The 24889-nt window shown below is 39.7% G+C and carries 23 protein-coding genes; 10 read left to right on the top strand and 13 right to left on the bottom strand.

The features are described 5' to 3' along the window. Positions 1 to 70: 70 nt before the first annotated feature. Positions 71 to 1657 (bottom strand): DEAD/DEAH box helicase, encoded by a 1587-nt coding sequence (locus tag PaeCFBP13512_RS08470; protein ID WP_069327074.1) that lies wholly within the window; start codon positions 1655 to 1657, stop codon positions 71 to 73. A gap of 392 nt (positions 1658 to 2049) precedes the next feature. Here PaeCFBP13512_RS08470 and PaeCFBP13512_RS08465 point away from each other — a divergent pair, with 392 nt between their 5' ends. From PaeCFBP13512_RS08465 to PaeCFBP13512_RS08450, 4 genes are all read left to right on the top strand, one after another. Next, a complete protein-coding gene (locus PaeCFBP13512_RS08465) occupies positions 2050 to 2871 on the top strand; it encodes a YitT family protein (protein ID WP_069327073.1) in 822 nt (273 codons plus the stop codon). A gap of 258 nt (positions 2872 to 3129) precedes the next feature. Further along, entirely contained in the window at positions 3130 to 3318 is a 189-nt protein-coding gene (locus tag PaeCFBP13512_RS08460; RefSeq protein ID WP_175425148.1) for a hypothetical protein, read from the top strand. A gap of 255 nt (positions 3319 to 3573) precedes the next feature. After that, positions 3574 to 4746: a putative glycoside hydrolase gene (locus tag PaeCFBP13512_RS08455; RefSeq protein WP_137222428.1), complete on the top strand. Its 1173-nt coding sequence runs from the start codon at positions 3574 to 3576 to the stop codon at positions 4744 to 4746. A 211-nt stretch (positions 4747 to 4957) separates the two neighbouring features. Beyond that, on the top strand, positions 4958 to 6325 hold the full coding sequence (locus tag PaeCFBP13512_RS08450) for an MATE family efflux transporter (RefSeq protein WP_137222426.1): 1368 nt from the start codon (positions 4958 to 4960) through the stop codon (positions 6323 to 6325). Between the two features lie 56 nt (positions 6326 to 6381). Here PaeCFBP13512_RS08450 and PaeCFBP13512_RS08445 read toward each other — a convergent pair whose 3' ends face one another. The 4 genes from PaeCFBP13512_RS08445 to PaeCFBP13512_RS08430 form a co-directional block, all read right to left on the bottom strand. Then, positions 6382 to 7263, bottom strand: coding sequence for a DUF72 domain-containing protein (locus PaeCFBP13512_RS08445; RefSeq protein WP_069327069.1), 882 nt, complete (start codon positions 7261 to 7263; stop codon positions 6382 to 6384). 28 nt (positions 7264 to 7291) lie between these two features. After that, positions 7292 to 7888 carry a TetR/AcrR family transcriptional regulator gene (locus PaeCFBP13512_RS08440; protein ID WP_069327068.1) on the bottom strand — a complete coding sequence of 199 codons (597 nt, stop codon included), beginning with the start codon at positions 7886 to 7888 and terminating at the stop codon, positions 7292 to 7294. Between the two features lie 279 nt (positions 7889 to 8167). Continuing rightward, complete coding sequence (gene pfkA / locus PaeCFBP13512_RS08435) at positions 8168 to 9139, bottom strand: 6-phosphofructokinase (RefSeq protein WP_069327067.1); 972 nt, start codon at positions 9137 to 9139, stop codon at positions 8168 to 8170. 27 nt (positions 9140 to 9166) lie between these two features. Then, positions 9167 to 10237 (bottom strand): tetraprenyl-beta-curcumene synthase family protein, encoded by a 1071-nt coding sequence (locus tag PaeCFBP13512_RS08430; protein ID WP_425415572.1) that lies wholly within the window; start codon positions 10235 to 10237, stop codon positions 9167 to 9169. Positions 10238 to 10642: 405 nt separating this feature from the next. Between PaeCFBP13512_RS08430 and PaeCFBP13512_RS08425 the strand changes: the two genes are divergently transcribed. Then, positions 10643 to 11956 (top strand): multi antimicrobial extrusion protein MatE, encoded by a 1314-nt coding sequence (locus PaeCFBP13512_RS08425; RefSeq protein WP_137222424.1) that lies wholly within the window; start codon positions 10643 to 10645, stop codon positions 11954 to 11956. Between the two features lie 255 nt (positions 11957 to 12211). On the opposite strand, the gene PaeCFBP13512_RS08420 is transcribed toward PaeCFBP13512_RS08425, so the two are convergent. Beyond that, complete coding sequence (locus PaeCFBP13512_RS08420; protein ID WP_069327064.1) at positions 12212 to 12409, bottom strand: cold shock domain-containing protein; 198 nt, start codon at positions 12407 to 12409, stop codon at positions 12212 to 12214. 153 nt (positions 12410 to 12562) lie between these two features. Here PaeCFBP13512_RS08420 and PaeCFBP13512_RS08415 point away from each other — a divergent pair, with 153 nt between their 5' ends. The 5 genes from PaeCFBP13512_RS08415 (at position 12563) to PaeCFBP13512_RS08395 (ending at position 16561) form a co-directional block, all read left to right on the top strand. Continuing rightward, entirely contained in the window at positions 12563 to 12793 is a 231-nt protein-coding gene (locus PaeCFBP13512_RS08415) for a hypothetical protein (RefSeq protein ID WP_069327063.1), read from the top strand. A 9-nt stretch (positions 12794 to 12802) separates the two neighbouring features. Then, positions 12803 to 12991, top strand: coding sequence for a hypothetical protein (locus tag PaeCFBP13512_RS08410; protein WP_069327062.1), 189 nt, complete (start codon positions 12803 to 12805; stop codon positions 12989 to 12991). Between the two features lie 62 nt (positions 12992 to 13053). Next, complete coding sequence (gene pepF / locus PaeCFBP13512_RS08405; protein ID WP_137222422.1) at positions 13054 to 14844, top strand: oligoendopeptidase F; 1791 nt, start codon at positions 13054 to 13056, stop codon at positions 14842 to 14844. Positions 14845 to 14996: 152 nt separating this feature from the next. After that, positions 14997 to 15347 (top strand): LapA family protein, encoded by a 351-nt coding sequence (locus PaeCFBP13512_RS08400; protein WP_175425146.1) that lies wholly within the window; start codon positions 14997 to 14999, stop codon positions 15345 to 15347. A gap of 173 nt (positions 15348 to 15520) precedes the next feature. Further along, a complete protein-coding gene (locus PaeCFBP13512_RS08395; protein WP_069327060.1) occupies positions 15521 to 16561 on the top strand; it encodes a M42 family metallopeptidase in 1041 nt (346 codons plus the stop codon). A gap of 127 nt (positions 16562 to 16688) precedes the next feature. On the opposite strand, the gene PaeCFBP13512_RS08390 is transcribed toward PaeCFBP13512_RS08395, so the two are convergent. The 7 genes from PaeCFBP13512_RS08390 to hemH form a co-directional block, all read right to left on the bottom strand. Further along, entirely contained in the window at positions 16689 to 18635 is a 1947-nt protein-coding gene (locus tag PaeCFBP13512_RS08390) for an ABC-F family ATP-binding cassette domain-containing protein (RefSeq protein WP_137222420.1), read from the bottom strand. After that, on the bottom strand, positions 18632 to 19255 hold the full coding sequence (locus PaeCFBP13512_RS08385) for a TetR/AcrR family transcriptional regulator (protein ID WP_069327058.1): 624 nt from the start codon (positions 19253 to 19255) through the stop codon (positions 18632 to 18634). Before PaeCFBP13512_RS08385 ends, PaeCFBP13512_RS08390 begins: the two co-directional genes overlap by 4 nt. A 12-nt stretch (positions 19256 to 19267) precedes the next feature. Continuing rightward, positions 19268 to 20104 (bottom strand): DUF92 domain-containing protein, encoded by an 837-nt coding sequence (locus PaeCFBP13512_RS08380; RefSeq protein ID WP_137222418.1) that lies wholly within the window; start codon positions 20102 to 20104, stop codon positions 19268 to 19270. After that, positions 20104 to 20730 carry a fumarylacetoacetate hydrolase family protein gene (locus tag PaeCFBP13512_RS08375; RefSeq protein ID WP_137222416.1) on the bottom strand — a complete coding sequence of 209 codons (627 nt, stop codon included), beginning with the start codon at positions 20728 to 20730 and terminating at the stop codon, positions 20104 to 20106. The genes PaeCFBP13512_RS08380 and PaeCFBP13512_RS08375 overlap by 1 nt, the downstream gene beginning before the upstream one ends. Positions 20731 to 20764: 34 nt before the next feature. Continuing rightward, entirely contained in the window at positions 20765 to 22228 is a 1464-nt protein-coding gene (locus PaeCFBP13512_RS08370; RefSeq protein WP_137222414.1) for a CapA family protein, read from the bottom strand. A gap of 265 nt (positions 22229 to 22493) precedes the next feature. Then, positions 22494 to 23930, bottom strand: a complete 1437-nt coding sequence (gene hemG, locus PaeCFBP13512_RS08365; protein ID WP_137222412.1) for a protoporphyrinogen oxidase — start codon at positions 23928 to 23930, stop codon at positions 22494 to 22496. Next, the gene (gene hemH / locus PaeCFBP13512_RS08360; protein ID WP_069327053.1) at positions 23930 to 24877 is read right to left on the bottom strand and encodes a ferrochelatase; all 948 of its coding nucleotides are present in this window, start codon (positions 24875 to 24877) and stop codon (positions 23930 to 23932) included. Before hemH ends, hemG begins: the two co-directional genes overlap by 1 nt. Positions 24878 to 24889 lie beyond the last annotated feature (12 nt).

The raw sequence follows: 24889 nt of genomic DNA, 5'->3' as shown, positions 1-24889 counted from the left end.
TGGTTAAAAATAAAAAAAGAGAGCCAGGTTTTATACCTGACTCTCCTATTTATACAAAGATGTTATTTACTTATGCGTTGAAAGAATCGTCGCGTTTTGGTGCTGGACGACGGTTTTCGCTGCTAGTTGTACGTGGTTTGTTACGATCACGTCCAGCATCTTTGTTACCTTTATATCCGCCACCGCTAGAGCTTCCGCCGCTGCTGTATCCACCGCGTCCACCACTGCTGCTACTGTTACCTTTGTATCCACCAGTGCTACTTCCACCACGGTTGTAGCTACCACTTGGCTTACGTCCACCTGAACGAACATCTGGTTTACGACGTTTTGCACGAATTGGATCTTCTGGAGTCAAATCAACCTGTGCATCTTTTTTCTCGCCAGTTAACAATTTGATTGCTGCTGAAAGCAAGTTCACAGAATCATATTGTTCTAACAATTGAATAGCAATACCTTTATATTCGTTCAAAGGTGTTGTATCGTCTTGTACTAGCTCAAGCAAGCGCTCAGCTGTAATGCGTTGTTTACCTTCAATCGCTTCTGCCAAAGATGGAAGAGGTTTACGTGCGATTTTTTGGTTTGTTACACGCTCAATAAAGTGTAAATGATCCATTTCACGTGGCGTTACGAAAGAGTAAGCTGCGCCTTCTTTACCAGCACGTCCTGTACGACCGATACGGTGAACATAACTTTCTGGATCTTGCGGCAAGTCAAAGTTTACAACATGAGTTACGCCAGATACATCAAGTCCACGTGCTGCTACGTCTGTAGCTACTAGAACGTCGATACTACCGTCACGGAATTTACGCATTACACTATCACGTTGATTCTGAGACAAGTCACCATGCAAACCGTCAGCTGTATAGCCACGTTTTTGCAAAGCTTCTGCCAATTCGTCAACACGACGTTTAGTACGTCCGAATACGATTGCTAGTTCAGGAGATTCCATATCTAATAGACGAGACAATGCATCAAATTTTTGACGCTCGTTTACTTCGATATAAGATTGGTCAATCAAAGGTGCGCTAACATGTTTTGGAATTACAGAAACATGTTCAGGGTTTTTCAAGAATTGTTGCGCTAAACGTTTGATGTTAGCAGGCATAGTTGCTGAGAACAACATGGTTTGACGCTCTTCTGGAACTTGTTTCAAAATAGATTGGATATCTTCCATGAAACCCATATCAAGCATTTCATCTGCTTCATCCAATACTACAGTTTGTACATCATCAAGTTTGATTGTTTTACGGTTGATATGGTCAAGCAAGCGACCAGGTGTACCGATGATAATTTGAGGTTTCTTTTTCAAAGCGCGAATTTGGCGAACGATATCTTGTCCACCATAAATTGGCAATGAACGGATACCTTTAAAGCGAGCTAGTTTCTCAATTTCTTCTGCTACTTGGATCGCCAACTCACGTGTTGGTGCCATGATCAAAGCTACAATTTTATCTTCCGAACGTTCGATCTTGTTAATAAGGGGTATGCCGAATGCTGCTGTTTTACCTGTACCTGTTTGAGCTTGTCCGATCATGTCACTGCCGCTCATAGCAATTGGAATAGCTTGTGCTTGGATAGGTGTTGATTCTTCAAAACCTAGCTCCATTACCGCTTGTAGTACTTTTTCATCTAATCCGAAATCTGCAAATTTAGTCAAAATATTCGTGCTCCTTCTATATTGTGGACAATCCACCAACTTGTTTGTATTCTTAAGTAGCAAATGAGTAGTATATACCTGCATCGCAGGAGGCCTTGTGGACCGCCACTTATTCTTTTTTTGTTATGAACTATTGAATAATTCAGTAGTTAGTATAAACTATACCTTTGTTCAATAGTTTCTATGATGAAATAAATCAGTCTTGCGTTTATAGAATAGTCAACATAATTCAGCAAAACATCCCTACTCAAGAATATCTAAATCATTATATCACAAAATACACAATGATTACTAGCTGAATCATAATATAATTACTTTTGTGAAAGATACTTCTTATAAATTAACAGGTATACTTTCCATAACTTACTAACTTACAACCCGAGGTGATTTTTGTGTCAAAAAAAATCGGTGCCCTATTTGTTGTTTTTCTGGGCTCCTTATTCACAGCTGCTGCGTTTAACCTGTTCCTGATTCCCCATCAATTATTAAGTGGTGGTGTATCAGGACTTGCTATGTTAACCGGTTATTTTACACCGCTTAATATTAGCCTGCTTTACTTTGTATACAATATACCTCTGTTGATTGCAGGTTGGTTTTTGCTTGGCAAACGATACATTTTGCTCAGTATTGTCTCTGTCGCAGCAACCACATGGATGATGACTATTATTCCCGTTGAAGCAGCAGCACCTGATTTACTCCTTTCTGCTGTATTTGGTGGTGTACTTATAGGAATAGGTGTAGGTATTTCTTTCCGTGTCGGCGGTTCTTCGGGTGGATTCGATATTCTTGGTTCCATTATTACGCGCTATCGTGATTTCCCGGTCGGTAATGTGATTGTTGGATTAAATGGATTGGTTGTACTCGCTATGGGTTACTGGTCGAATAATTGGAATATCGCACTTGCTTCTATGGTCTCTATTTATATTGCAGGTAAGGTACTAGATCTTATTCATGTTAGTCATGTCAAAGTAACTTTGTTTATCGTATCTAATCATACTGATCTATTGTTAGAAAAGTTAATGCCTCTTCAGCGTGGGGTAACGATGATCAAAGCAGAAGGTGCATTCTCGCATACGCCTAAAGATATGTTAATGACGGTAACCACACGTTATGAACTCGCAGAATTACGTAGAATTATTAAAGAAACTGATCCTGCTGCTTTTGTAAATATGGTCGAAACGGTCGGAGTTATGGGTTCTTTCCGTAAAGGTTAATAGACGACAAAAAATATTGTTTTGATGTTTTATTAAAAAAATGTAAACTATTTTGGTTTTGCTATACACTGAAAGTCGCTTTTTGTCGTAATATATAGTAGACTAAAAACACGCCACCTCTACCTTTTTATTAGTTGCAGTTTGTGTTCAGTCCCTAACATTTGATACACAGCCATGCTTTTCCTAAAGTTCTCATTAGAATGATTTCGTTCATTAAGCGTAATGATTCCAGAATAGGAAAGGGTGATTATTGTGGAAATGGAAACGGTCAAATTGTCACAAATCGTCATGAAATGGTTTCCTGATATGATGCCTTCCCTAAAACAGCAAGAATTGAACGCTGTTATTGTTTTACGTGATGGGTTGCGTATCTTGGAGCCAGAGGATGCTATGGAAATTATTCAACACAGTATTTGCGAAAATCAAAGCCAGCAATTCATGCAATAAGATTAACTTATAACGATATTAGAAATGTCGCTTCTACCTTCTTCTATAGAGGGTTGGAAGTGGCATTTTTATGTTTTATACTAAAAAAGATTAATACTTGTTTAGCTATGCTTTGACATGGTTAAATATGTAAGATGGATATTTTTAGATACTAACGGTAACAATTATGTTCTTTACAGTTTATTGACATCCGTTATACTTAAAAAGTAAATCCACATGACGTCACGATTATACATACAGAGAAGGAGCTAACACATGGAAATCTTATGGGCAATTATGCTGCTCGCATCTACAACGCTTAGTGGTGGTCAAAGTGATCAAGGTACAACAAAGACAACTACTCTTCAATCCGCTTTGAATCAAGCGGCTATTCACAGTCAAATGAGTCAAACAGAGGTGGATGCTGATAATCCTCCTGCCAAAATTGATCCGCAAGTCGATGCACCTAAAGTAAAAGGCGTATACGTTACAGCTTACAGTGCTGGTGGTTCACGTATGACTACCCTGCTTGATCTTTTGGACAAAACAGCATTAAATGCTATGGTTATTGATCTTAAAGACGATGCTGGATACATAACGTATAAGACGAAAAATGCAAAGTTGAAAGAAATGGGTAGCCCGCAAAAATTTATTGCTGATCCAGAAGCGATGATGAAACGTTTGAAAAAGCATGATGTTTATCCGATTGCACGTATTGTTGTGTTCAAAGACTCTATCCTTGCTAAAAAGCATCCTGAACTTTCTTTTGTAAAAAGCAATGGACAAGTATGGAGCAATGCTAAAGGCGATAACTTTGTAAATCCATATAATAAAGACGTATGGGATTACAATATTGAATTGGCTAAAGAAGCAGCAGCGATGGGATTCAAAGAAATCCAGTTTGATTATGTTCGTTTCCCTGAAGGCTTCGAAAATCATGAAGCTGAATTGAAATTTACCAAAACTAAACAATCTCGTGTTGATGTGATTGCTGAATTTGTACAATATGCTCGTAAAGAGCTTGCTCCACTAGGTGTACGGGTTTCTGTTGATATTTTCGGTTATGCAGCTTCTGTTCCTGCGGCTGAAGGTATCGGACAAGATTTCACGAAAATTTCAGAAAATGTAGATGTTATCAGTCCAATGGTCTATCCAAGTCATTACTCTACAGGTTGGTTCGGTGTTAAAGATCCCGACAAAAACCCATATGCAACCATTAAAGGTTCGATGGAAGATACATTGAAAAAGTTAAAACCACTTGGTGATCAAACACCGATTATTCGTCCGTGGATTCAAGACTTTACAGCAAGCTGGTTAGGTAGCGGCCACTATACATCGTATGGTGCTAAAGAAGTTAACGACCAGATTCGTGCGATGCATGAAAAAGGTATCGATGAGTACTTGCTATGGAATGCAGGTAACCGTTATACAGCCAACGCTGATTATTAATCATCATTTTATGTTGGGAATGCTATACCATTTAAAGTGCAGAACCCGGATCATTTTCCGGGTTCTTTTTTTGACTATTCAAAATAATCGTTATCCTGTACAATCAACTTTTGATACTTATAATTTTGATGCCTATGATGCCTATATAGTAACTATTTGATTGTATTGATGAATACATATATTACTTTATTCTATTAAATGAGGTTAGACTATGATCCCTACAGTTACACTTTTGCAAAAGTTCAGTCAGTTTCTAAAAATATTGTTTCCAATTCTGGTCACACAGATTGCTTTATCATTGATGACTTTTTTTGATACTAATATGTCGGGACATGCCAGTGCCGAAGATCTAGCTGGTGTAGCTATTGGTTCTAGCTTATGGGTTCCAATTCAAGCAGGTCTTAGTGGTATTCTAGTGGCTGTTACACCTATTGTGTCTCAGCTGATCGGTTCCAATCAACGCAAGCAGATTAGCTTTAATGTCGTTCAAGCCTTGTTATTATCTGTAGTCGTCTCGATCGTGATTCTCATTGTAGGCGGTCTATTATTGAACCCCATTTTGGATCTAATGAGTCTAGAACCTTATGTACGTAAAGTCGCTCATGGATTTATTGTATGTTTATCTACAGGCATCGTGCCGTTGTTCGCTTATACCGTGTTGCGTAGTTATATTGATGCACTAGGACAGACACGATTTTCGATGATGATTACATTATGTGCGCTACCGATCAATGTAGTGATTAACTATTTGCTTATTTTCGGTAAATTTGGATTTCCTAAATTGGGCGGAATTGGTGCGGGTGTAGCCTCTGCGATCACCTACTGGTGTGTGTTTTTAATAGCCGTATTGGTTATTCATCTCGCTGAACCTTTCCGTCAAGATCAGATGTTTAAAAAATGGCACTCCCCTTCTTTTCAAAAATGGGGCGAAATCTTGAAATTAGGTATTCCTATGGGATTTGCTATCTTTTTTGAAGTTGCTATTTTCGCAGGTGTAACATTATTTATGAGCAACTACGATACAATGACGATTGCAGCTCATCAGGCGGCTCAGAACTTTGCAGCAACCCTGTATATGATTCCGTTAAGTATTTGTACAGCTTTGACGATTCTGGTCGGTTATGAAGTCGGTGCAAAGCGCCTCAAGGATGCAAGGCAATATACTAAGCTTGGTCTGGGATTAGCTCTTGCATTATCATTATGTACGGCTGTGATTTTACTTGCTTTTCGCCAATCGGTTTCTGCACTGTACTCGTCTGATCCGGTATTGATCGACCTGATTGCTCACTTTATGATCTATGCTGCTTTTTACCAAATATCAGATGCGATTGCTACTCCTGTACAAGGGGCTTTACGAGGATATAAAGATGTTAACCCAGCTTTCTTTTTAACCTTTATCTCATATTGGATTATTGGATTACCTGTAGGGTATATTGTTGCAAACTATACCGATTTTGGTGCTTTCGGGTATTGGATAGGATTGAGTATCGGGCTTGCAGTAGGAGCAATTACGTTGCTTTCTCGTTTATTGTGGGTACAACGACAAGCTATCCGTGATACGAACTTTGCTTCCAAATAAGATGGTTTATCAACAAAAGCGGCATTCTCCTATCCAAGGAAAATGCCGCTTTTTATTTATTCTTGTCCACTCCAGTCGAAAAGATCAATCTGTTCCATATCGACTTTCTTTTCTTCTGGAATCGTCGGTACTTCTTGTCCTAACATCGCCATCAATTGCCGAGCATTATCTGCTGCATCTCCGCCTGAATTATTATTGAAAATCACACAGACTTCTTCGGATTGCTGTTCCAATCGCTGTAGACGTTGTGCCCATTCTTGTAATTCTGCTTCATTGTAGCGGTACAGATAACGTACTTCTCGCCAGTTCGGTTGTCCTGATGAATTCCAGCCTGATTCATTACGGCCATGCATACGAACCACTGTTAACTGACGATCAGTCACTTCTTCAACAATTGGGACAGAACCGATTCCAGCCTGCGGTTCATCGCAGATGCTATGAATCCAGTTCTCTTTACGCATAAATTGGATCGTTTTATCTCGCATTTCAGGCGTGTACCAACTTTGATGGCGAAATTCGAGTGCACACGGGTAATCTCCCATAAGTTCACGAATATGCCGAAGAGTCTTTACATTTTCTCGATTACAATCGAACCAGGGTGGAAATTGAAATAGAGCAGCCATCAATTTACCTGCTTGATCCATTGTACTGATCGATAAGCGAAAAGCTTCAAACATCTCTGCTTCACTATCAAAAGGAATTTTACCCCGTGAATGCCCTGTCATACCTTGAAAAGCTTTGACAAGAAAACGAAAAGAACCAGGTGTCTCTTCAGTCCACTTTTCCATATTCCGCCGGGATTGGATCGCATAAAAGGAACTATCTACCTCTACGGTGCGGAATAATGAGCTATAAGTGGGTAATTTGTTCTTATTTGCTTCTTTGGTAAGATAGAGAGAATCATGATCTCCCCAACCCGTCAAACCGACAGTAATCATATGAAAATGAACCTCCTAGCGCTATCATCTACACTTTGCTTTGTTTCATACCAATTCCAGATACATATAAATTTACAATATCAAGCGCTAATTGTTCTGGTGCAACTTTGCCAGGAAGAAGTTGTGTAAATACAATCCGTTCGATTGTACCTACCAAACATTCTGAGACCATATTCATCCGAAATTCAGACTTAAATTGTCCAGAACGTTGTTCACCCGATAACATCTGCTCAACCCATTGAACCAATTCTTGCTTCATATTTTGCGATTGTGGTGCCAAATGAAATCCAATTCTTGTTAAATACGGATTCGCATAAAAATAGTCAAACATTGAGGTCAACGTATGACATAATTGGTGCAGCACCCCATCAGTTGAATGTATTTCAGGAAGACGACTTTCATTGATGACTGTAGTGAGTCTAGCATGGAAAAGCTTAACTAGCTCTTCAAACACAGCATCTTTACTTTCAAAGTACAAATAAAATGCGGGTTGTGAAAGCTTGGCTTCTGCAACAATAGCACTGACTTTCGTTTCATGAAAACCATGTACAGCAAATTGTTTAGCAGCAGCGTGTAGCAAACGTAAACGGCTCTCCTTTCCTTTTGCTCCTTTTTCTCTCGTCAATGTATGGTAGCCCCCTTCTAGTTGGTCTCTCCAGTTCCTACGGAGTTAAGATATAAATGACTTACTCCCTTATAGTACAATAATTTACCCGTTACTTCTAATCTTTAATTCAAAAATTTTACCATTTCTTCTCATATTTTTTACAAAAGTGATATCTAAAAGTAATTTTTGGTAAAATAAAAAGCGTGCAAATATTAGCAATCCGAAGATTACGTAAGATTTAGCCCGCTTTTTAAAGTTGATGATTCAAACATTTATCCGTTTTAGGACTGGCTTAAATTATTGAGATAAGCGAAGTGCTAACTCGTATGTTTCATGGTCAAACTCTTTTTTGCTATTTACAACTTTATCAATATCCGTCAATACGATTTCGCCTTTGATCACGCCACAAGCTTTGTCGGATTCACCTTCAATTAACTTACGTACTGCAAAATCACCCAAACGACTTGCTAGATTACGGTCACGAGGCGTTGGTGTTCCACCGCGCTGAATATGTCCAAGTACAGTTACACGAGGTTCCAAGTTAGGATAGTGGATATGCAGTTGTTCTGCGATATCTTCGCCACGACCTGCACCTTCAGCTACGATAACAATACTATGACGTTTACCACAAGCAAAGTTGTGATGCATACGATCTGCAACTTCTTTAAGATCATACGATACTTCAGGAACAAGAATAGTCTCTGCACCAGAAGCTAGACCAGAATGAAGAGCAATATCGCCGCAATGACGACCCATAACTTCTACAATAGATACACGTTCATGAGAAGACATGGTATCACGCAATTTGTTAACCGCATCTACAACAATACCTACTGCTGTATCAAAACCAATCGTTGTATCTGTATACGAAATATCGTTATCGATTGTACCTGGCAATGCCATCGTTTTGATACCTAATTTACTTAATTTGTTCGCACCTTGGTAAGATCCATCTCCACCGATAACGACTAATCCATCAATACCGTGTTTGCGAAGAATATCAGCACCTTTTTGTTGACCTTCAAGTGTCATGAATTCTTTACAACGTGCTGATTGAAGAACCGTTCCCCCACGTTGGATAATATCGCCTACACTACGTAGATCCATCGGGAAAATATCTTCGTTTAACAAACCTTGATATCCACGTTGAACTCCACATACTTCAAGACCAAAATAAAGAGCACTACGCACAACGGCACGAACCGCTGCGTTCATTCCTTGGGAGTCTCCTCCACTGGTTAGTACTGCAATTTTTTTTACTGCTGACATTTCAAATTGCCCCCTTGTTCATTATGTTTACAGATACTTGCGAATCACTTGACTATTAATGATAAAAAAGGCTCGCATAGGAGGACCTTTTCGCAATAGCCGTTTAGAGATAGCACGCACTTCTCGTTGTGTCTTGACCTTGGGGTCTGTTAAGTATAGTGCGACTAGACCTTCAACAATCATAAGATGGAATGAAGCACCCGGAAGTTGTTGTACATCTGCGCGCGCCCAATCAACGATCTTCTCAATACGATCAATGACCTTAATAGACGGATCATAATAATCGCAAAAATTAAGATCGCCTGAATGCTGATCTTCTTCCTGATCAATCACATAGTCCAGCATAATATGAAGACAACATACATTTGGAAAATAAGCAGCATGCGCTTGCTTAGCTGCCGCATCATTCATACCCGGTAGACCACTTGCTGCCAAAAACATCATAAATATGCCCAAAGTAGAGCCTGTTGCCGCAGCAAATTCATGCCAGTATAACTGAGGTGTACGATGCTTATGCTCAGACCACCATTCCATCAATGTGGGTTGTCGTAGTTCAGGAGCGATATGTTTGTATGTCTGTAAACCACAATATAATTCAACCAGATCACGCAAATAAGGATATACAATATCATAATCTGGAAGTTCACTAATATATCCCTGGCAAGCTTTTACCAGTGTAGACATATAACCAACTTCACTTTCACTATTAAATTCATAATAGTTTTTGGGTTCTACGCCTGGAACAATCGCATCAAGCAAAGCCTGATGGAGTAAACGGAAATCTTCAACATTTGTACATTGAGGACGATCAGATAGATTATCTGCATAATCACAAATCGTCTGAAATGCTACAATCAAAGGTAGCAAGTTATGAAATTGAGCCATATTCGCTACGGCATATACTGATCCACCATCACAGTGAAATTGCTTGTTACCTAGACTATCAAGTGCTTGATATCGTAGTTCAGCATCAGGTATCAAATTCGCCTGTTCACGCCAGCGAGCAAACTCTTTACGGACTTCCGGTATTCCGTGTTTGTATACGCGTCTCATCAAAGAAACAGCATTACGCGGAAACGGATAACGGACTTTCATCATATCATTCAATGGGCTTCCTCCACATAGTTGTCTGTTGAACCTATCAGTATTATCATACATTATATTCAGAGTGCTCACAACGTACAATTGAATTTATCACACCGCGCCACATATGGGTTTTCTTTCTTTTTTTCTTCATTTTAAGGGCATATATTTCTTATTTTCTCTATGGTCTTTGAATAGAATACAAAAAGGATATTCAATGTTGGAAATCGGATTAAAAACACCACTTTTTGTTTTGACTTTCCACACCCTGCTCTATACCTATAATCAGCAGTAATAAACTTGCACAAATAGATACAATTTTAAAAAAATGTAACTTTTTGTTGGTTAGATCACGCTCTCTTAGAGATCATTATGATATACTAACGATAATTTTTATAGAACAAAGGGAGACGATTACATATGTCCACACCAGAACCGCTCTCATGGAGGCGGTTGTTTTCATTTTTTATCCCTCTTGGGATTTCAGCCTCATTAGTCACTATTTCACATGTCATTATTAATCGTACGCTGGCATTTGCTGTTGATGCTGAAGTGGTGATTGCTAGCTATGCGTTAGCGATGAGTCTAGTGACGATTACAGAAAGACCGTCTACCTTATTGCGGCAGACCTGTTCTGCGCTTGTGGGAGATCGACTTTCGTTCAAAGCTTTGCTCAAAGTAACATGGATTTTTCTAGCCTTTGTACTAGCCATTGGCATACTGATTGTCTATACGCCTATAGGAAAATGGATATTTAATACTTTATTCGGAATCAAAGATTCGATGGTTCCATTAGTGATTAATGTGTATGCAATCTTAATGTTTGTAAGTATCTTTTCAGTGATTCGCAATATTTATCAAGGCATTATTATTACCAATAATCGTACCAAATGGTTAACGATTGGCATGGTATTCCGTTTAGCAGGTATGTACTCGTTATCTCTTTACTTTATTTATTATCATCAGATTACAAGTGGTACGATCGGAGCCATCTTATTTCTGACAGGTATGATTATCGAAGCAGCTGTCAGCTATAGCGAAGGACGAAATATCGCTAAAAAGATGCCTGAAAAACTTGCCGATCATCCGGTAGAAACGCGTGCAGATGTATTCAAATTTTACAAACCGCTTCTTTTTTCATCTTTTGTTGCGATGTTGATTGGCCCTGCTATCAATGTTGTTCTTGGTAAAACAGAAGGTATTGCTTTAGCGATTTCTTCCTTTGCAATTGCCAGCAGTCTGTTACAATTAATGCTTAGCTTTTTTACGTATATTCATCAGATTGTATTGAATTTCTATCATATCGATCCCAAAAAAGTACGCCGCTTTGGATTGTTAACTGGATTTATTCCGGTCACTTTGCTAGCTATTATCGCTTATACGCCTATGAGTTATTGGGTGCTAGGACATATTATGAACGTGAACGGTGAATTATTAACACAAAGTCTGTATACTTTACGAGCTTTTGTGTTGTACGCGTTAGTTATGCCATGGTTAGATTATTCGAATGGACTGATTCTTTTGCGTGGACAAACCAAAGCAATGTTTCGTTCACAGATGGCGAATGCTATATGTACATTTATCGTGCTAATAATCTTACTTTTTATCTTCCCTGCATGGAATGGTGTAATCGGGGCACTTGCTCAGTCGATCGGACTTGCTGCTGAGTTAGCTATCATTACACTGGTTATTCGTCGTACAGGACGACGTTCTGGACTTCAAGTAAATAATTAAGATTGCCAGATATCCATAAATGATAATCAGATATCCTTATTACCATAGTTGATGTGTTACACAAAACCCTGTACTGCTCTAGGAATGCCTAGAATAGGTACAGGGTTTTTATTTAGAGTATAGATTACATATAGACATATAAAAAAGCGCAAGTCTCTTAAAATGAATCAAGAGAACTTACGCTTTTACTAACATATGGATGAACATTCAAACGAATATTCAATATATAAGTGATCTGCTAAGCAGATATCGGTCTTATAATTTAATTACGTTAGCTGCTTGAGGACCACGGTTACCTTCAGTAATGTCGAATTCTACCGCTTGACCTTCATCTAACGATTTGAAACCATCACTTTGAATAGCTGAGAAATGTACGAATACGTCTTCTCCACCTTCAACCTCAATAAATCCGAAACCTTTTTCTGCATTAAACCATTTAACTGTACCTTTCATTCAAAAAACCTCCTAGAATATCGCCATATATGACGCATAACCATAGTATAACGCACCTGTTCTTAAATAGCAAATAAAACAACGGATATGATTTGCAATTAATGAAGGCAAAGGGTATGATTTTAGCAAACGGACAGGGAGTAGAATACTAAAATGATAAAAAAACACACGATTTATAAAAAAGACAATTGGAACATGATGACTATTGAAGTTCAAGGACGCAAAATCGTTTTGAGAGAGATCTCTGACGAATGGGGCGAAGAAACGCATGATTTCTTGAGCCGTCCTGCTTTGATGCAATGGGCAAGCGATCGTTTTCCTAAAGAACGCTTTGAAACAGAAGCGGAATGGGAAGAAATTATGAATGCTTTTCGGGAGGTATAACCCTTTCCAATGAATTATACAGCGATTGTCATATTTATTATTCTTGCTTTTTTGCAAGGGTTTGTACTGATTGCTTATAAGGAAACCATTCCAGCGCCTTTAAAGCGCTGGCTTGCTATTTTTGCTATTGTCATGTTACTGGTTGCGTTCTTCTTAATGATCTACGGATTTTTGGTTGCCGTTAACCCTAACACATAATATAGCTTGATGTAGATCTATTAACTATCTATCATATCATCGCTCAAGAGGAGGATTTATTTATGCAGCAAGTACTTAAACGGTCAGAAGTGTCACAGGAAAATTGCTGGAATTTATCCGATCTGTTCGCAGATCAACAAGCTTGGGATCAAGCCTATGACAAAGTAAAACAAGAATTACCTGAAGCGATTCAACTACAAGGTAAACTCAACACTCCTGAAGCGGTCAAATCGGCTTTTGAGCTCGAAGATCGTATCGGTCTACAAGTCGAACAATTATATGCGTATGCTCATATGCATCAGGATGAAGACACCACCAATCCTACATATCAGGCATTGTCGCAAAAAGTTAAAAAATTAGGCGTAGAACTTGGTCAAGCCCTCTCCTTTATCACACCTGAAATCTTGGGTCTGTCTGATGAGAAGTTGGATGAATTGCTTGCTTCTCCGGTTCTTGCTCCTTATCACTTTACATTACAAGAAATGAAGCGTGAGAAAGCACATGTGTTGACACAAGCAGAAGAAGCTTTGCTCGCACAAGTGGGTAATCTTTCTCAAGCACCACAGACTATTTTCGGAATGTTGAATAACGCAGATATGAAATTCCCTAACATTATAGATGAGAATGGTAATGAAGTGGAACTTACACATGGTCGTTATATTCAATTTTTGGAAAATCCGAATCGTGAACTACGTGAGCGTGCATTCAAAGCAATCTATAGCGCATATGCTCGTCAAAAAAATACAATTGCTGCTACGTTAACAGCTAATATTAATAAAAATATTTTCTATGCTAATGTACGTAAATATCCATCTGTGTTGGAAAAAGCTCTTTATGGAGATAATATTCCTAAAGAAGTATATACCAACTTGATCGATACGATTCATGAGGGTCTTCCTCTACTGCATCGTTATATTGCATTACGCAAGAAATTGCTTGGTGTGGATGAACTGCATATGTATGATCTGTTTGCGCCACTCGTTGATGAATTCAAAATGGATATCACGTACCAAGAAGCCAAAGCTACTGTGGCAGAAGGTCTCAAACCACTCGGTGAAGATTATCAACAAGCGCTTCAAGCAGGCTATAATGAAGGCTGGATCGATGTGTATGAGAATGAAGGTAAACGTACAGGGGCTTATAGCTGGGGTGCTTATGGTGTCCATCCTTACGTTCTACTGAATCACAAAGACAATCTGAATAGTATGTTTACACTGGCTCATGAAATGGGTCATGCATTGCATAGTTATTATTCAGACAATGCTCTTCCTTATCGTGATGCACAGTATACTATTTTCCTTGCAGAAGTCGCTTCGACGACTAATGAAGCGTTATTGATGGACTACCTTTTGAAAAAATCGACAGATCCTAAAGAAAAAATGTATCTGTTAACGTATTATGCAGATCAATTCCGCACAACTGTTTTCCGTCAGACGATGTTTGCTGAATTTGAAATGATTACACATGCTCGCGCAGAAGCTGGTGAGTCCTTAACTCCACAAGAACTATCCAAAATCTACTATGACCTCAATGTGAAATATCATGGTGAAGGTATGCATGTCGATCAGGATATTGAAATGGAATGGGCACGTATCCCGCATTTCTACAATAGCTTCTATGTGTACAAATATGCGACAGGCTTCTCTGCGGCAACAAGCTTCTCCAAACAAATTTTGGAAGAAGGTCAATCTGCTGTAGATCGTTATACCGGTTTCTTACAAAGCGGTGGTAGTGATTATTCTATTAACATCCTTGCCAAAGCGGGTGTTGATATGTCTACTCCTGCTCCTATTCGCGAAGCTATGAGCGTATTTGAAGCATTGATTACAGAAATGGAAGAGTTAGCAAAATAAGAATTTGAAGCTGGTGAACTACAACTAGACTTTGCATTCCCTTCAAAATTCACCTAATACTTGTAAAGACATGTTTACAATAGGGTTGATTGCGTTTTATAGATTAGATAAGGATGTATTCGGCCTTATGCTAAATTGAGGGGGTTATTATTTTGAAAATGCAATGGATGCTTATTTTGGGTTTGATCTTTGCGCTAATTACAGCTGTATTTGCGGTAATCAATGTCAATCCTGTGCAGGTAAATCTTTATTTTAATGTAGTACAAGTACCTTTAATTCTTTTAATTATTGGATGCGCTTTGTTAGGTGGTCTAATTGTAGGATTTTACGGTATCTATCGTCAGTACCGCTTACAGCGTGAGATCAAACTACTGAAAGCTGAGTTAGCTCAAGCTCCAGTTGCTGGAACTCCATTAACTACATCATCTGTAGATAATGATCCACTCAAGCCGATGTATACTGATAATGATACGACTGCAACTTCTTTTTCAAACCGTAAGTAATAAGAGCTGAAAAGCTAAACAGATTACTTACTGATCAAGATGAACTCAACCACTTATCGATTGTTGTCTGATTTCAGCCAACAGGTAAGTGGTTTTTTCATGTGAACTATGCTTAAAATATAAATTTACGAATGATTTTTATACCAATTTTCTCACTAAGGAGACGTTTTATAATGGCAATCACGATCAATCAAGAATATACTATTTCGCTGCTCAAAGAATTATTATCTACGGCAAGCCCGACTGGATTTACACATGATATTATTACACGTATTGCAGAAGAAGCTGGCAAATTCGGCGTTACGACCGAGTATAATCAAAAAGGCGGTCTGATCTTAACATTAGACGGCCAAGATGCTTCCAAAACGATTGCTCTCAGTGCACATGTAGATACACTTGGTGCAATGGTACGTGCAATTAAATCGCAAGGAACAATCCGTTTTACAATTCTAGGTGGATTCAGTATGAATAGTATTGAAAATGAATACTGCACGATTCATACACGCAGTGGCAAAACGTATACAGGTACTATCCTGTCTGTTCAACCTTCTGTGCATGTATATGATGAAGCACGTGGGCTTAAGCGTGAAGAAGAAAATATGGAAGTTCGAATTGATGAGTTGGTATCGTCCAAAGAAGATGTACAGCAACTAGGCATACAAGTTGGTGATTATATTTCATTTGATGCTCGTCCTGTCGTTACACCAAGTGGGTATATCAAATCTCGTCATTTGGATGATAAAGCAAGTGTAGCCGCATTGTTTGCATTATTAGAGTCACAACACACTCATCAATGGACACCACAGTATCGCACTCAATTCCTAATTTCCAATTATGAAGAAGTGGGTCATGGTACAGCTTATATTCCTGAAGGTATTCATGAAATGATCGCTGTGGATATGGGTTGTATCGGAGACGATCTTAGCTGCAAAGAAACCGATGTATCAATCTGTGCCAAAGATTCTTCTGGTCCTTATGATTATGCAATGACAGGCAAATTGATTGAATTGGCTCAAGCGGAGCAGATCGCTTATGCTGTAGATGTATATCCTCATTATGGTTCAGATGCTTCTGCTGCTCTTCGTGCAGGCAACAATATTCGTGCAGCTCTCATCGGGCCTGGTGTACATGCTTCGCATTCTATGGAACGTACTCATACGGATGCTGTGATTAATACCGCTAAATTATTAGGCGCTTATATTACGACTAAATAAAATAATACACAAAAAAACCTTCTTTCTCGTCAGAAATGATAAGAAAGAAGGTTTTTGTTTTATAGAATGCTTATTGATATCACACTGAGATGCTTATACCCTAAAAGTCTTTGGAGATCGAATGGAATTAATTCTGACTTTGCTGTATTTTTTCAGCCAATTCGGTTAGATACGTCCAGCGTTCCATCAGATGTTCTAAATGCTTTTCAGTTGCTGTCTGCTCAGCCATCAATTCTTGTAGTCTTACAGAGTCGCTGAATGCTTTCTCCATATCACTAGCAAGATCGACTAACTTCTGCTCTGTATCTGTAATATTTTTATCAATTTGCTCATATTCTAATTGCTCTTTATATGAGAATTTGACTTTATTACGCCAAGCATTTTTGTCTGGAGCAGGTGCTTTTTCTTTTACAGGTGCAGGTTCTACTGCTTTGGGTGCAACAATAGGTGCATTAGCTGCTTTAGCAATTTTGGCAAGATCAGCAATACGCTCTTCATAATCACTATAATTTCCTGCATGAATACTAACCTGACCTTCACCTTCAAAAGCAAAGATACGATCACAAGTACGATCCAAGAAGTAGCGATCATGTGAAACAGCGAATACAACGCCAGGGAATTCATCTAAATACTGTTCCAAAACGGTTAATGTTGTAATATCCAAATCATTGGTAGGCTCATCCAGTAACAATACGTTAGGTGCGCCCATCAGTACACGTAGTAAATACAATCTACGCTTTTCCCCACCGGATAATTTGGAGATCGGTGTCCATTGTGATGCAGGTGTAAATAAGAATCGTTCTAGCATTTGCGAAGCAGAGATTTTACTACCATCTGCTGTTTCTACGACTTCTGCTACATCTTTGATATATTCGATCACACGCATTGATTCATCCATTTCTTGATGCTCCTGCGTGAAATAGCCAAATTTAACGGTCTGTCCTGTAACTACATTACCTTCGCTTGCAACCAGACGACCAGATACCAGATTCAGCAATGTCGATTTACCACGTCCATTGGGACCTACAATTCCGATCCGATCTCCAGGAACAGCATGATACGTGAGATCGTGAATCAGCTCTTTACCACCAAGCGTTAATGACACATGGTCTAACTCTACAATTTGTTTCCCTAGACGAGAAGAAATCGCAGACATGTCCATCGCTTCATCGCGACGACCTGGTCCATCATTTTTCAACTGCTCAAAACGGTTAATACGTGCTTGTTGCTTGGTTGTACGAGCTTTGGCTCCACGTCTGATCCATGCTAATTCACGACGCAATAGATTTTGACGCTTATCTTCAGATGCTGCTTCTCGTTCTTCACGGTCTGCTTTGAGTTCAAGAAAACGTGAATAGTTCGCTTCATAACGATATAGACTACCATGATCGAGTTCGATCATCACATTGGCTACACGATCCAAGAAATAACGATCATGCGTAATCATTAACAATGCGCCACGACGCTTTTGCAAAAATTGTTCTAACCAGGTAATCGAATCATGATCAATATGGTTCGTAGGCTCATCCAAAATTAACAAATCAGACGGTTGAATTAGTGCAGACGCAAGAGCTACCCGTTTACGTTGACCACCTGATAGTGTACCCATCAAAGCATCATAATGATGAATGCCTAATTTGGACAAAATATTTTTAGCTTCACTTTCGAGTGACCATGCATCTAAGCGTTCCAATTCTTGATTTAAATGAATCAGTTGTTCTAATACAGCTTCATCTTCAGGATGAGTCTCTAATTGTTCCAGTACATTCATATATGCACCAACAATTTGAAGTTCTTCCCCGCCGCCATCAAATACTTGACGCAATACTGTAGCTTCCGGATCATATGGTGGATTCTGTGCCAAATAACGAATACGTAATCCATTATTGATAGTCACACGTCCACTTTCTGTACTTTCCATTCCTGCAATGACTTTAAGAAACGTTGATTTCCCTGTACCATTGACACCAACGATACCGATTTTGTCTTGATCTTCCATCCCAAATGAAGCATTTTCAAATAGTACTTTTTCGCCGTAACTTTTGGAGATTGACTCCACTGTCATAATATTCATTGTGACTCACCTTCTTGGGACTGATCCCGGTCTATTTGATCCTGAGTATTCAGCGAATGATGACAACCTTCTAGAAATAGACGTGCAACAAAGTCTGTCCGTTCATGAAGTTGTTCCATCGGAAACTCAGGGTTGAATAAAATATCCATACGTATCCGGTCTAACATACCAATATACGATTCTGCACACCATACGGGTTGAGCGACTCCACCTTCTGTGAGTACTTTCTCTACCGCTTGCATATATCGCAACATAAACTGCTTCATATACGCCATAAGTTCAGGGTCGTTATTGGGTGTCCGGAAAAATAACTTGGTGCGATGCTTACGTTCAAAATAATACATCGAATGATGCTTGGCAATCACAAGCAATCGTTCTGCCATCGTACTACAATTTTGCAAATTAGTATCTAAACCGTCAAGAAAATGTTCACAGTCTCGACGAGTAACAGCCATAAATAGTTCTTCTTTGCTTTTAAAATATAAATAAACCGTTCCTTTGGCTATTCCTGCCTGGTGTGCGATATCTGAAATCTTGGTCTCATAAAACCCATTGGAACCAAAAAGATCGTAAGCAGCATCCAAAATTAATTCTAACTTTTCACCTGTGGTGCTGCTCATTAGCGCACTCTCCTATACCCATAAAAATAACAATGCTACAACTCCACCAATAATAGAGCTAAGCCCATTCACGAGATCATTACTCATCCACGGCCATCCACGCAAATAAGAGGTTGGGCGATTACAGTGTACTTTGGTTTCCACAGCTTTACCGCAGACTTCACATTGATACATCACCTGTACCGTTGCTCCTAAAAAAGAATCCGCAAAACAACCAGCTAATCCGCCCACCAATCCAACGAGTGGCAATAGACCAATAGTAAGTATACCATCTTTAGCTACATTGTTGCTTGATTCTATAGATACACCTGACCATAATGAAAATGCCCAAGCTGCGATACCAATCAATAATGCACCGATCGCCGCAGCTAATGTACCACGAACAGATACTCCTCCAGAAGCCCCTGCTTCTAATACACGACCATTCAATACAGAACGCGGAGGCTTGCGACTAAGGCTTCCCCACTCTGTTGCCCATGTATCTGCAGTAACTGTTGCCATCACGCCTACAAAAGCGTATATCCATGCTGGATGAGGTATTAGAGCATGACCGAGGCACAGAATCATACCCAGCCCACCATTAGCAAATACTTGCCCTGCATCTCGGCGTGATGTTTTGGCATAATCCTGCTCCAATTTGCGCTTGCGTTCGCCTTTCATTTTGGAGAGTAAGCTGCCACTGATAAAAAATAAGATCAACAATCCAAACCAGAGTAGATTACCTGCTCCATAATAAATGGTACCCATAATAGCCGCTGCATATGCGCCTGAACCGGATAACCACTGCTTTTTATAAGCAAGTCCAGCAATCAATCCAGCACAGACCGCACCTATGATCCAATCTAACATTATTCTGCGATCCGGCACTTACCTACAGAAGTGCCCGCATACATTAATTCGAAAGTATCACCAACTGCTACAGGTCCAACACCTTCAGGTGTACCTGTGAAAATAATATCACCTGCTGCAAGCCCATAATTTTCTCCAATATGAGCAATAATCGTTTCGAGTGAAAAGATCATATTACGTGTATAGCCTAGCTGAACTTGCTGATCATTTTTGAGCAAAGCAAAAGGTTGTTCTGCCCATGTTGTAGCATCTGGAAATGGAACAAAAGATGTCAACGGTGCAGAGTTTTTGAACCCTTTAGCTGCTGTCCACGGATGCCCTTTTTTCTTCAAAACACTTTGTACGTCACGTAATGTAAAATCGATCCCAAGTGCTAATCCATCGACCATTTCTTCCACAGAAAGATCAGGTGCATAATCGCGTCCAATTCGAATCACTAACTCTGCTTCATAATGAATCTCACCTTTGTCTGTAGGTAAAACCAATTCTGCATGTTCTAACGGTACAGCCGCATGAGAAGGTTTCATAAAAATCATAGGTTGAGTCGGTACTTCATTTCCTAATTCTTCCGCATGAAGACGATAGTTACGACCTACACAATATACGTTTTGAATAGCAGTCATTATACATTCTCCTCTGTTATAAATAATCTAGGATCTATTAATTGGCTGGATTTGCGATAGCATTTCCTTTGATATCAAATTGAATATGATTAGATAATGTCTGTAATCGTTGGAGTACTGCTTGAGCTTTATCTGATGGCATCGGTACAGGCTGACCTAACTCCGCAGTGTACGGAATAACCTGCATACTGCAATTCCCATCGACTGTGCATTTTGCTTCAAACACACCGGTGTCCCATGTTTTTGCAACCAGTGAACGAGTGAAAATAAAATTGCCTGTACTATAAGCGATCCATTTACCTTTGTACTGCTCTAATCCTTGCAATACATGAGGATGACCACCAATAACCAGATCGGCACCGGCATCGACAAATGTATGTGCAAGATCACTCTGATGATCAGCTAGTGTATCTGAACGTTCTACACCCCAGTGAGCGACAACGACGACAAGATCGGCTTTGCTTTTGGCTTCACGAATCGCCGCCTGAGCAGCGGTTGAATCGTATGTGGTCGCTACTCCTGCCTGATCTTTTCCAGCATTCCAACTTGTTTCTGGAATAACTCGACTGAATCCCAAGAGAGCGATTTTGATTCCTTTACGGTCAAAATACACAGGTTGATAAGCACGAGCACTATTTTTACCAGCCCCTACATAGGCGATTCCGCTTTGATCCAGTTGAGCAATCGTATCGGTAAGCCCTGTGATGCCTTGATCCAAAATATGATTATTCGCTAAATTCACCGCATCGATACCTGCGTCTGCCATATGAGGGAGTGCTTGAGGCGATGATTTAAACGCATACGTTTTATCTGCTGCGGTTGTATTGGAATCTGTTACAGGCGTTTCCAAATTAACAACGGTCAGATCGTCCGAAGTAAATGAATCTTTTACATATTGATAAGGATAATCATATCCTGCTTTGGCTAACTTTTCACCGACTTTTCCCGAAAACATCACATCTCCACCAAAATGAAGCGTTACGGTCTGACCGGATGGTTCTGTACGGGTAGCAGGTTTAAGTTCTTTATTAGATGACTGAGAAGAATCTGAAGAAGACTTGGGAGGTTCTACTTTGTCAGTAGACGACTCTGGTGTTGTCTCTTCTGGTGCTTGATCTGTTGATGTTGAGTCTTTGGATGGTATATCTATTGCTTCTGAATCGGTTGCTGTCTGATCTAGATGTTCTGTATCGGCTTCTGTTGTAGCACGAGACGGATCTGCTTCTTCTTCATCTGGCTGATTAGAATGATCATTGTCATCCACTACAGGGTCATTCCCATATGAATCTGGCGCTGTTGCCTGATCTAATGGATATTCTGTCGGATACGTAGAGGCTTGCTGTACTTCTTGTGGCTTCACATGCAACCAGTAATAACCGCCAAGTGCAACAATAGACAGAACCAGCACAGTGTTAAATACGATCCAGTTACGGAGCCGCTTTTGACGCTGCTTTTTTTCTTGCTGACGCTGACGGGATTGTTGAGACCTTGTCGTATACATAAAGAACTCCTTTAATGCTTGCAATATTTTACTATACCTGAGGACGATTGGAAGATATCTTACGATACTCATGCTTGATCCTACTTTTACGCTTTGTCTATTATAACAGGTTCTAGTTGTTCGGCAAAAGTGATGCTAGGATGCAAAAAACCTTCTGCGGTGTAAAGTCTCTTTGGACATCTCCATAACATTGCATCATGTATGCGACTTAGGAGTGTAATCAGAGTACTTTACATTACAGAAGGCTATTCTTATTTATATCATTTTAAGATGAATGACTATTAGAGAAAGAAGTAACACGTTCTGCTTCTCTCATCGCCATTTCTTTGGCTGTTCGAATACAGTCAGGTAGTCCGACTCCATCATATCCTGCTCCAAGTGCTAATACTCCTGGATATTGCGCTGCTAATTGAGCACGTAACATAGAAATATTATCCATATGTCCTACAGGATACTGTGGCATCGAATGATGAAGACGTGTAATCTCTGTAAATAAAGGCTCTGCATCGATACCCATTAATTCACGCATATCATGCAATACTTTAGCTTTGATCTGCTCATCGGATTCATCCACCACTTGTTCATCGCCAGAACGTCCGACATAGAAACGCATTAACACGCGATCATCTGGACTGGTATGAAGCCATTTGGTTGAAGTCCATGTACAAGCTGTAATCGTACGACCTTCTTTACGAGGCACAAGGAATCCAGAACCATCGTATTCCGTCTGGATATCTTTGCGATCAAAAGCCATAACGACATTCGCTACCGATACATAATTGATTAGATCTAATGCTTTTGTATCTACCAAAGGTTTCAATAGTTTTGAAGCCGCAAATGTCTGTACAGTGACAATTACATGATCTGCAACTACCTGTTGTCCATCATTTAACAATACGATATACGTACCGTCTGCTTGAGGCTGAATAGACTCTACACCTGTGTTCAAACGCATATCTGCTGTAGACAATGATTCACCCAGACGGTTAATCAGACTTTGCAATCCATTGCGGAACGTTAGAAATGCACTTTTTTTGGTGCCTGTGTGCGTTTCTACAGGTTTGCTTCCTGTATTCATTCCTTTGATCAGACTACCATATTCACGTTCCACTACACCAAACTGTGGAAATGTCGCTTGCAAGCTCAACTTACGTGTATCGCCTGCATAGATTCCTGCAAGCAATGGCTCGGTTACATTTTCCAATACTTCTTTGCCCAGACGGCGTTCGATAAAATCACCTAACGACTCATCTTTGCCGTCCATTTTGGCAGGTAAAAGAAAATCATCCAATGCACGAATTTTGCCATCCATCGATAACAGATCACTTTCCATAAAGGATCTCAGTTCAGTAGGAATCCCAAGCACCAGACCGGAAGGCATCGGATGCAATTGACCCTCATGAAGGATATACGTTTTTTTTGCTTCTGGATTGGTAGTGACTAATTCATCTTCCATCCCCAGCTCGGTTGCCAGATCGACCATCGCTGTTTTGCGAGCGAGAAATGAATCCGGGCCACGTTCAATCACAAATCCGTCACGATGTAATGTGTTCACTTTACCACCGATATGATCGTCTTGATCTACAATCGTGATCTGTGCTGTAATCTCTGCTTCTTGCAAAAACTTGCGCATGTAGTAAGCCGCACTGAGTCCAGTCATCCCTGCGCCTATGACAACGACACGGCGAGTAGATTGGCTCATTATGCATGCACCTCTTTATATTTACGAATGACTTCGTCTGCGAGTACTTCCATATACAATGGATCTGTATTTAGTGAATCGATACGCATAAGACGCATATCAATCTCAGTTGCTAATTCTTGTGCTTCAATATCCAGATCATACAATACTTCTAAATGATCGGATACAAATCCAATCGGTGCTACCAGTACATATTTCACTTGCTCTTTCGCTAGTTCTTGCATCGTATCTAACACATCAGGACCCAACCAAGGCTCAGCTGTACGTCCAGCACTTTGCCATGTGAACTGCCATGAAGGAACATTGGCACGTTCTGCAATCGCTTTGGATGTCTCCATCAATTGATCACGATATGGATCTCCCATTGTTAAAATACGTTCAGGTAGACTATGAGCACTAAACAATACACGAACTTGCTCACGTGTAGCACCTGTTTCTTCGAATAGCTCTAATTTAGCATTTACACGATTGGATAACGTTTCGATCAATTTAGGATGCAAATGATAGCTTTCGATAAATGAAATCGGTAAGTTGTGCTTTTCTGCTGTTTCTTTCGCACGTTTGATATAACTAGCTACGCTCATTGTAGAATAATGAGGAGCAAGTACGATACCGACGGCTTCTGTAATCCCATCAGCCGCCATTTTTTCCACACCGTCTTCGATAAATGGAAAAGCATGTTTTAGCCCTTGGTAACACACAAATTCCAAATCGCTATCTTTCGTATGCTCATTCAGCATATTTTGCATACCGAGAACTTGATTATCTGTATTTTCACGTAAAGGAAAAACACCGCCAACGATTGCTTCATAACGATCTTTTAATTCTTTTAATTGTTCAGCTCCAGGTGGATTTCCACGGCGAATATGGGTGTAATACGCTTCTACATCGTCCAAGCTTGCTGGCGTACCATAAGACATAACCAAAACACCAATTTTTTTACTCATTATTTATTCGCT

Source organism: Paenibacillus sp. CFBP13512, assembly GCF_005233705.1.
Taxonomy (GTDB): Bacteria; Bacillota; Bacilli; order Paenibacillales; family Paenibacillaceae; genus Saccharibacillus; species Saccharibacillus nuruki.
This window is presented reverse-complemented; position numbering and strand designations above follow the sequence as displayed.

Excerpts from the sequence above, each read along its gene's own strand:
- PaeCFBP13512_RS08460 (WP_175425148.1), top strand. The coding sequence starts at position 3,130 with ATGGAAACGGTCAAATTGTCACAAATCGTCATGAAATGGTTTCCTGAT.
- PaeCFBP13512_RS08455 (WP_137222428.1), top strand. The coding sequence starts at position 3,574 with ATGGAAATCTTATGGGCAATTATGCTGCTCGCATCTACAACGCTTAGT.
- PaeCFBP13512_RS08450 (WP_137222426.1), top strand. The coding sequence starts at position 4,958 with ATGATCCCTACAGTTACACTTTTGCAAAAGTTCAGTCAGTTTCTAAAA.
- PaeCFBP13512_RS08445 (WP_069327069.1), bottom strand. The coding sequence starts at position 7,263 with ATGATTACTGTCGGTTTGACGGGTTGGGGAGATCATGATTCTCTCTAT.
- pfkA (WP_069327067.1), bottom strand. The coding sequence starts at position 9,139 with ATGTCAGCAGTAAAAAAAATTGCAGTACTAACCAGTGGAGGAGACTCC.
- PaeCFBP13512_RS08430 (WP_425415572.1), bottom strand. The coding sequence starts at position 10,237 with ATGATGAAAGTCCGTTATCCGTTTCCGCGTAATGCTGTTTCTTTGATG.
- PaeCFBP13512_RS08425 (WP_137222424.1), top strand. The coding sequence starts at position 10,643 with ATGTCCACACCAGAACCGCTCTCATGGAGGCGGTTGTTTTCATTTTTT.
- PaeCFBP13512_RS08420 (WP_069327064.1), bottom strand. The coding sequence starts at position 12,409 with ATGAAAGGTACAGTTAAATGGTTTAATGCAGAAAAAGGTTTCGGATTT.
- PaeCFBP13512_RS08415 (WP_069327063.1), top strand. The coding sequence starts at position 12,563 with ATGATAAAAAAACACACGATTTATAAAAAAGACAATTGGAACATGATG.
- PaeCFBP13512_RS08410 (WP_069327062.1), top strand. The coding sequence starts at position 12,803 with ATGAATTATACAGCGATTGTCATATTTATTATTCTTGCTTTTTTGCAA.
- pepF (WP_137222422.1), top strand. The coding sequence starts at position 13,054 with ATGCAGCAAGTACTTAAACGGTCAGAAGTGTCACAGGAAAATTGCTGG.
- PaeCFBP13512_RS08395 (WP_069327060.1), top strand. The coding sequence starts at position 15,521 with ATGGCAATCACGATCAATCAAGAATATACTATTTCGCTGCTCAAAGAA.
- PaeCFBP13512_RS08390 (WP_137222420.1), bottom strand. The coding sequence starts at position 18,635 with ATGAATATTATGACAGTGGAGTCAATCTCCAAAAGTTACGGCGAAAAA.
- PaeCFBP13512_RS08385 (WP_069327058.1), bottom strand. The coding sequence starts at position 19,255 with ATGAGCAGCACCACAGGTGAAAAGTTAGAATTAATTTTGGATGCTGCT.
- PaeCFBP13512_RS08380 (WP_137222418.1), bottom strand. The coding sequence starts at position 20,104 with ATGTTAGATTGGATCATAGGTGCGGTCTGTGCTGGATTGATTGCTGGA.
- PaeCFBP13512_RS08370 (WP_137222414.1), bottom strand. The coding sequence starts at position 22,228 with ATGTATACGACAAGGTCTCAACAATCCCGTCAGCGTCAGCAAGAAAAA.
- hemG (WP_137222412.1), bottom strand. The coding sequence starts at position 23,930 with ATGAGCCAATCTACTCGCCGTGTCGTTGTCATAGGCGCAGGGATGACT.
- hemH (WP_069327053.1), bottom strand. The coding sequence starts at position 24,877 with ATGAGTAAAAAAATTGGTGTTTTGGTTATGTCTTATGGTACGCCAGCA.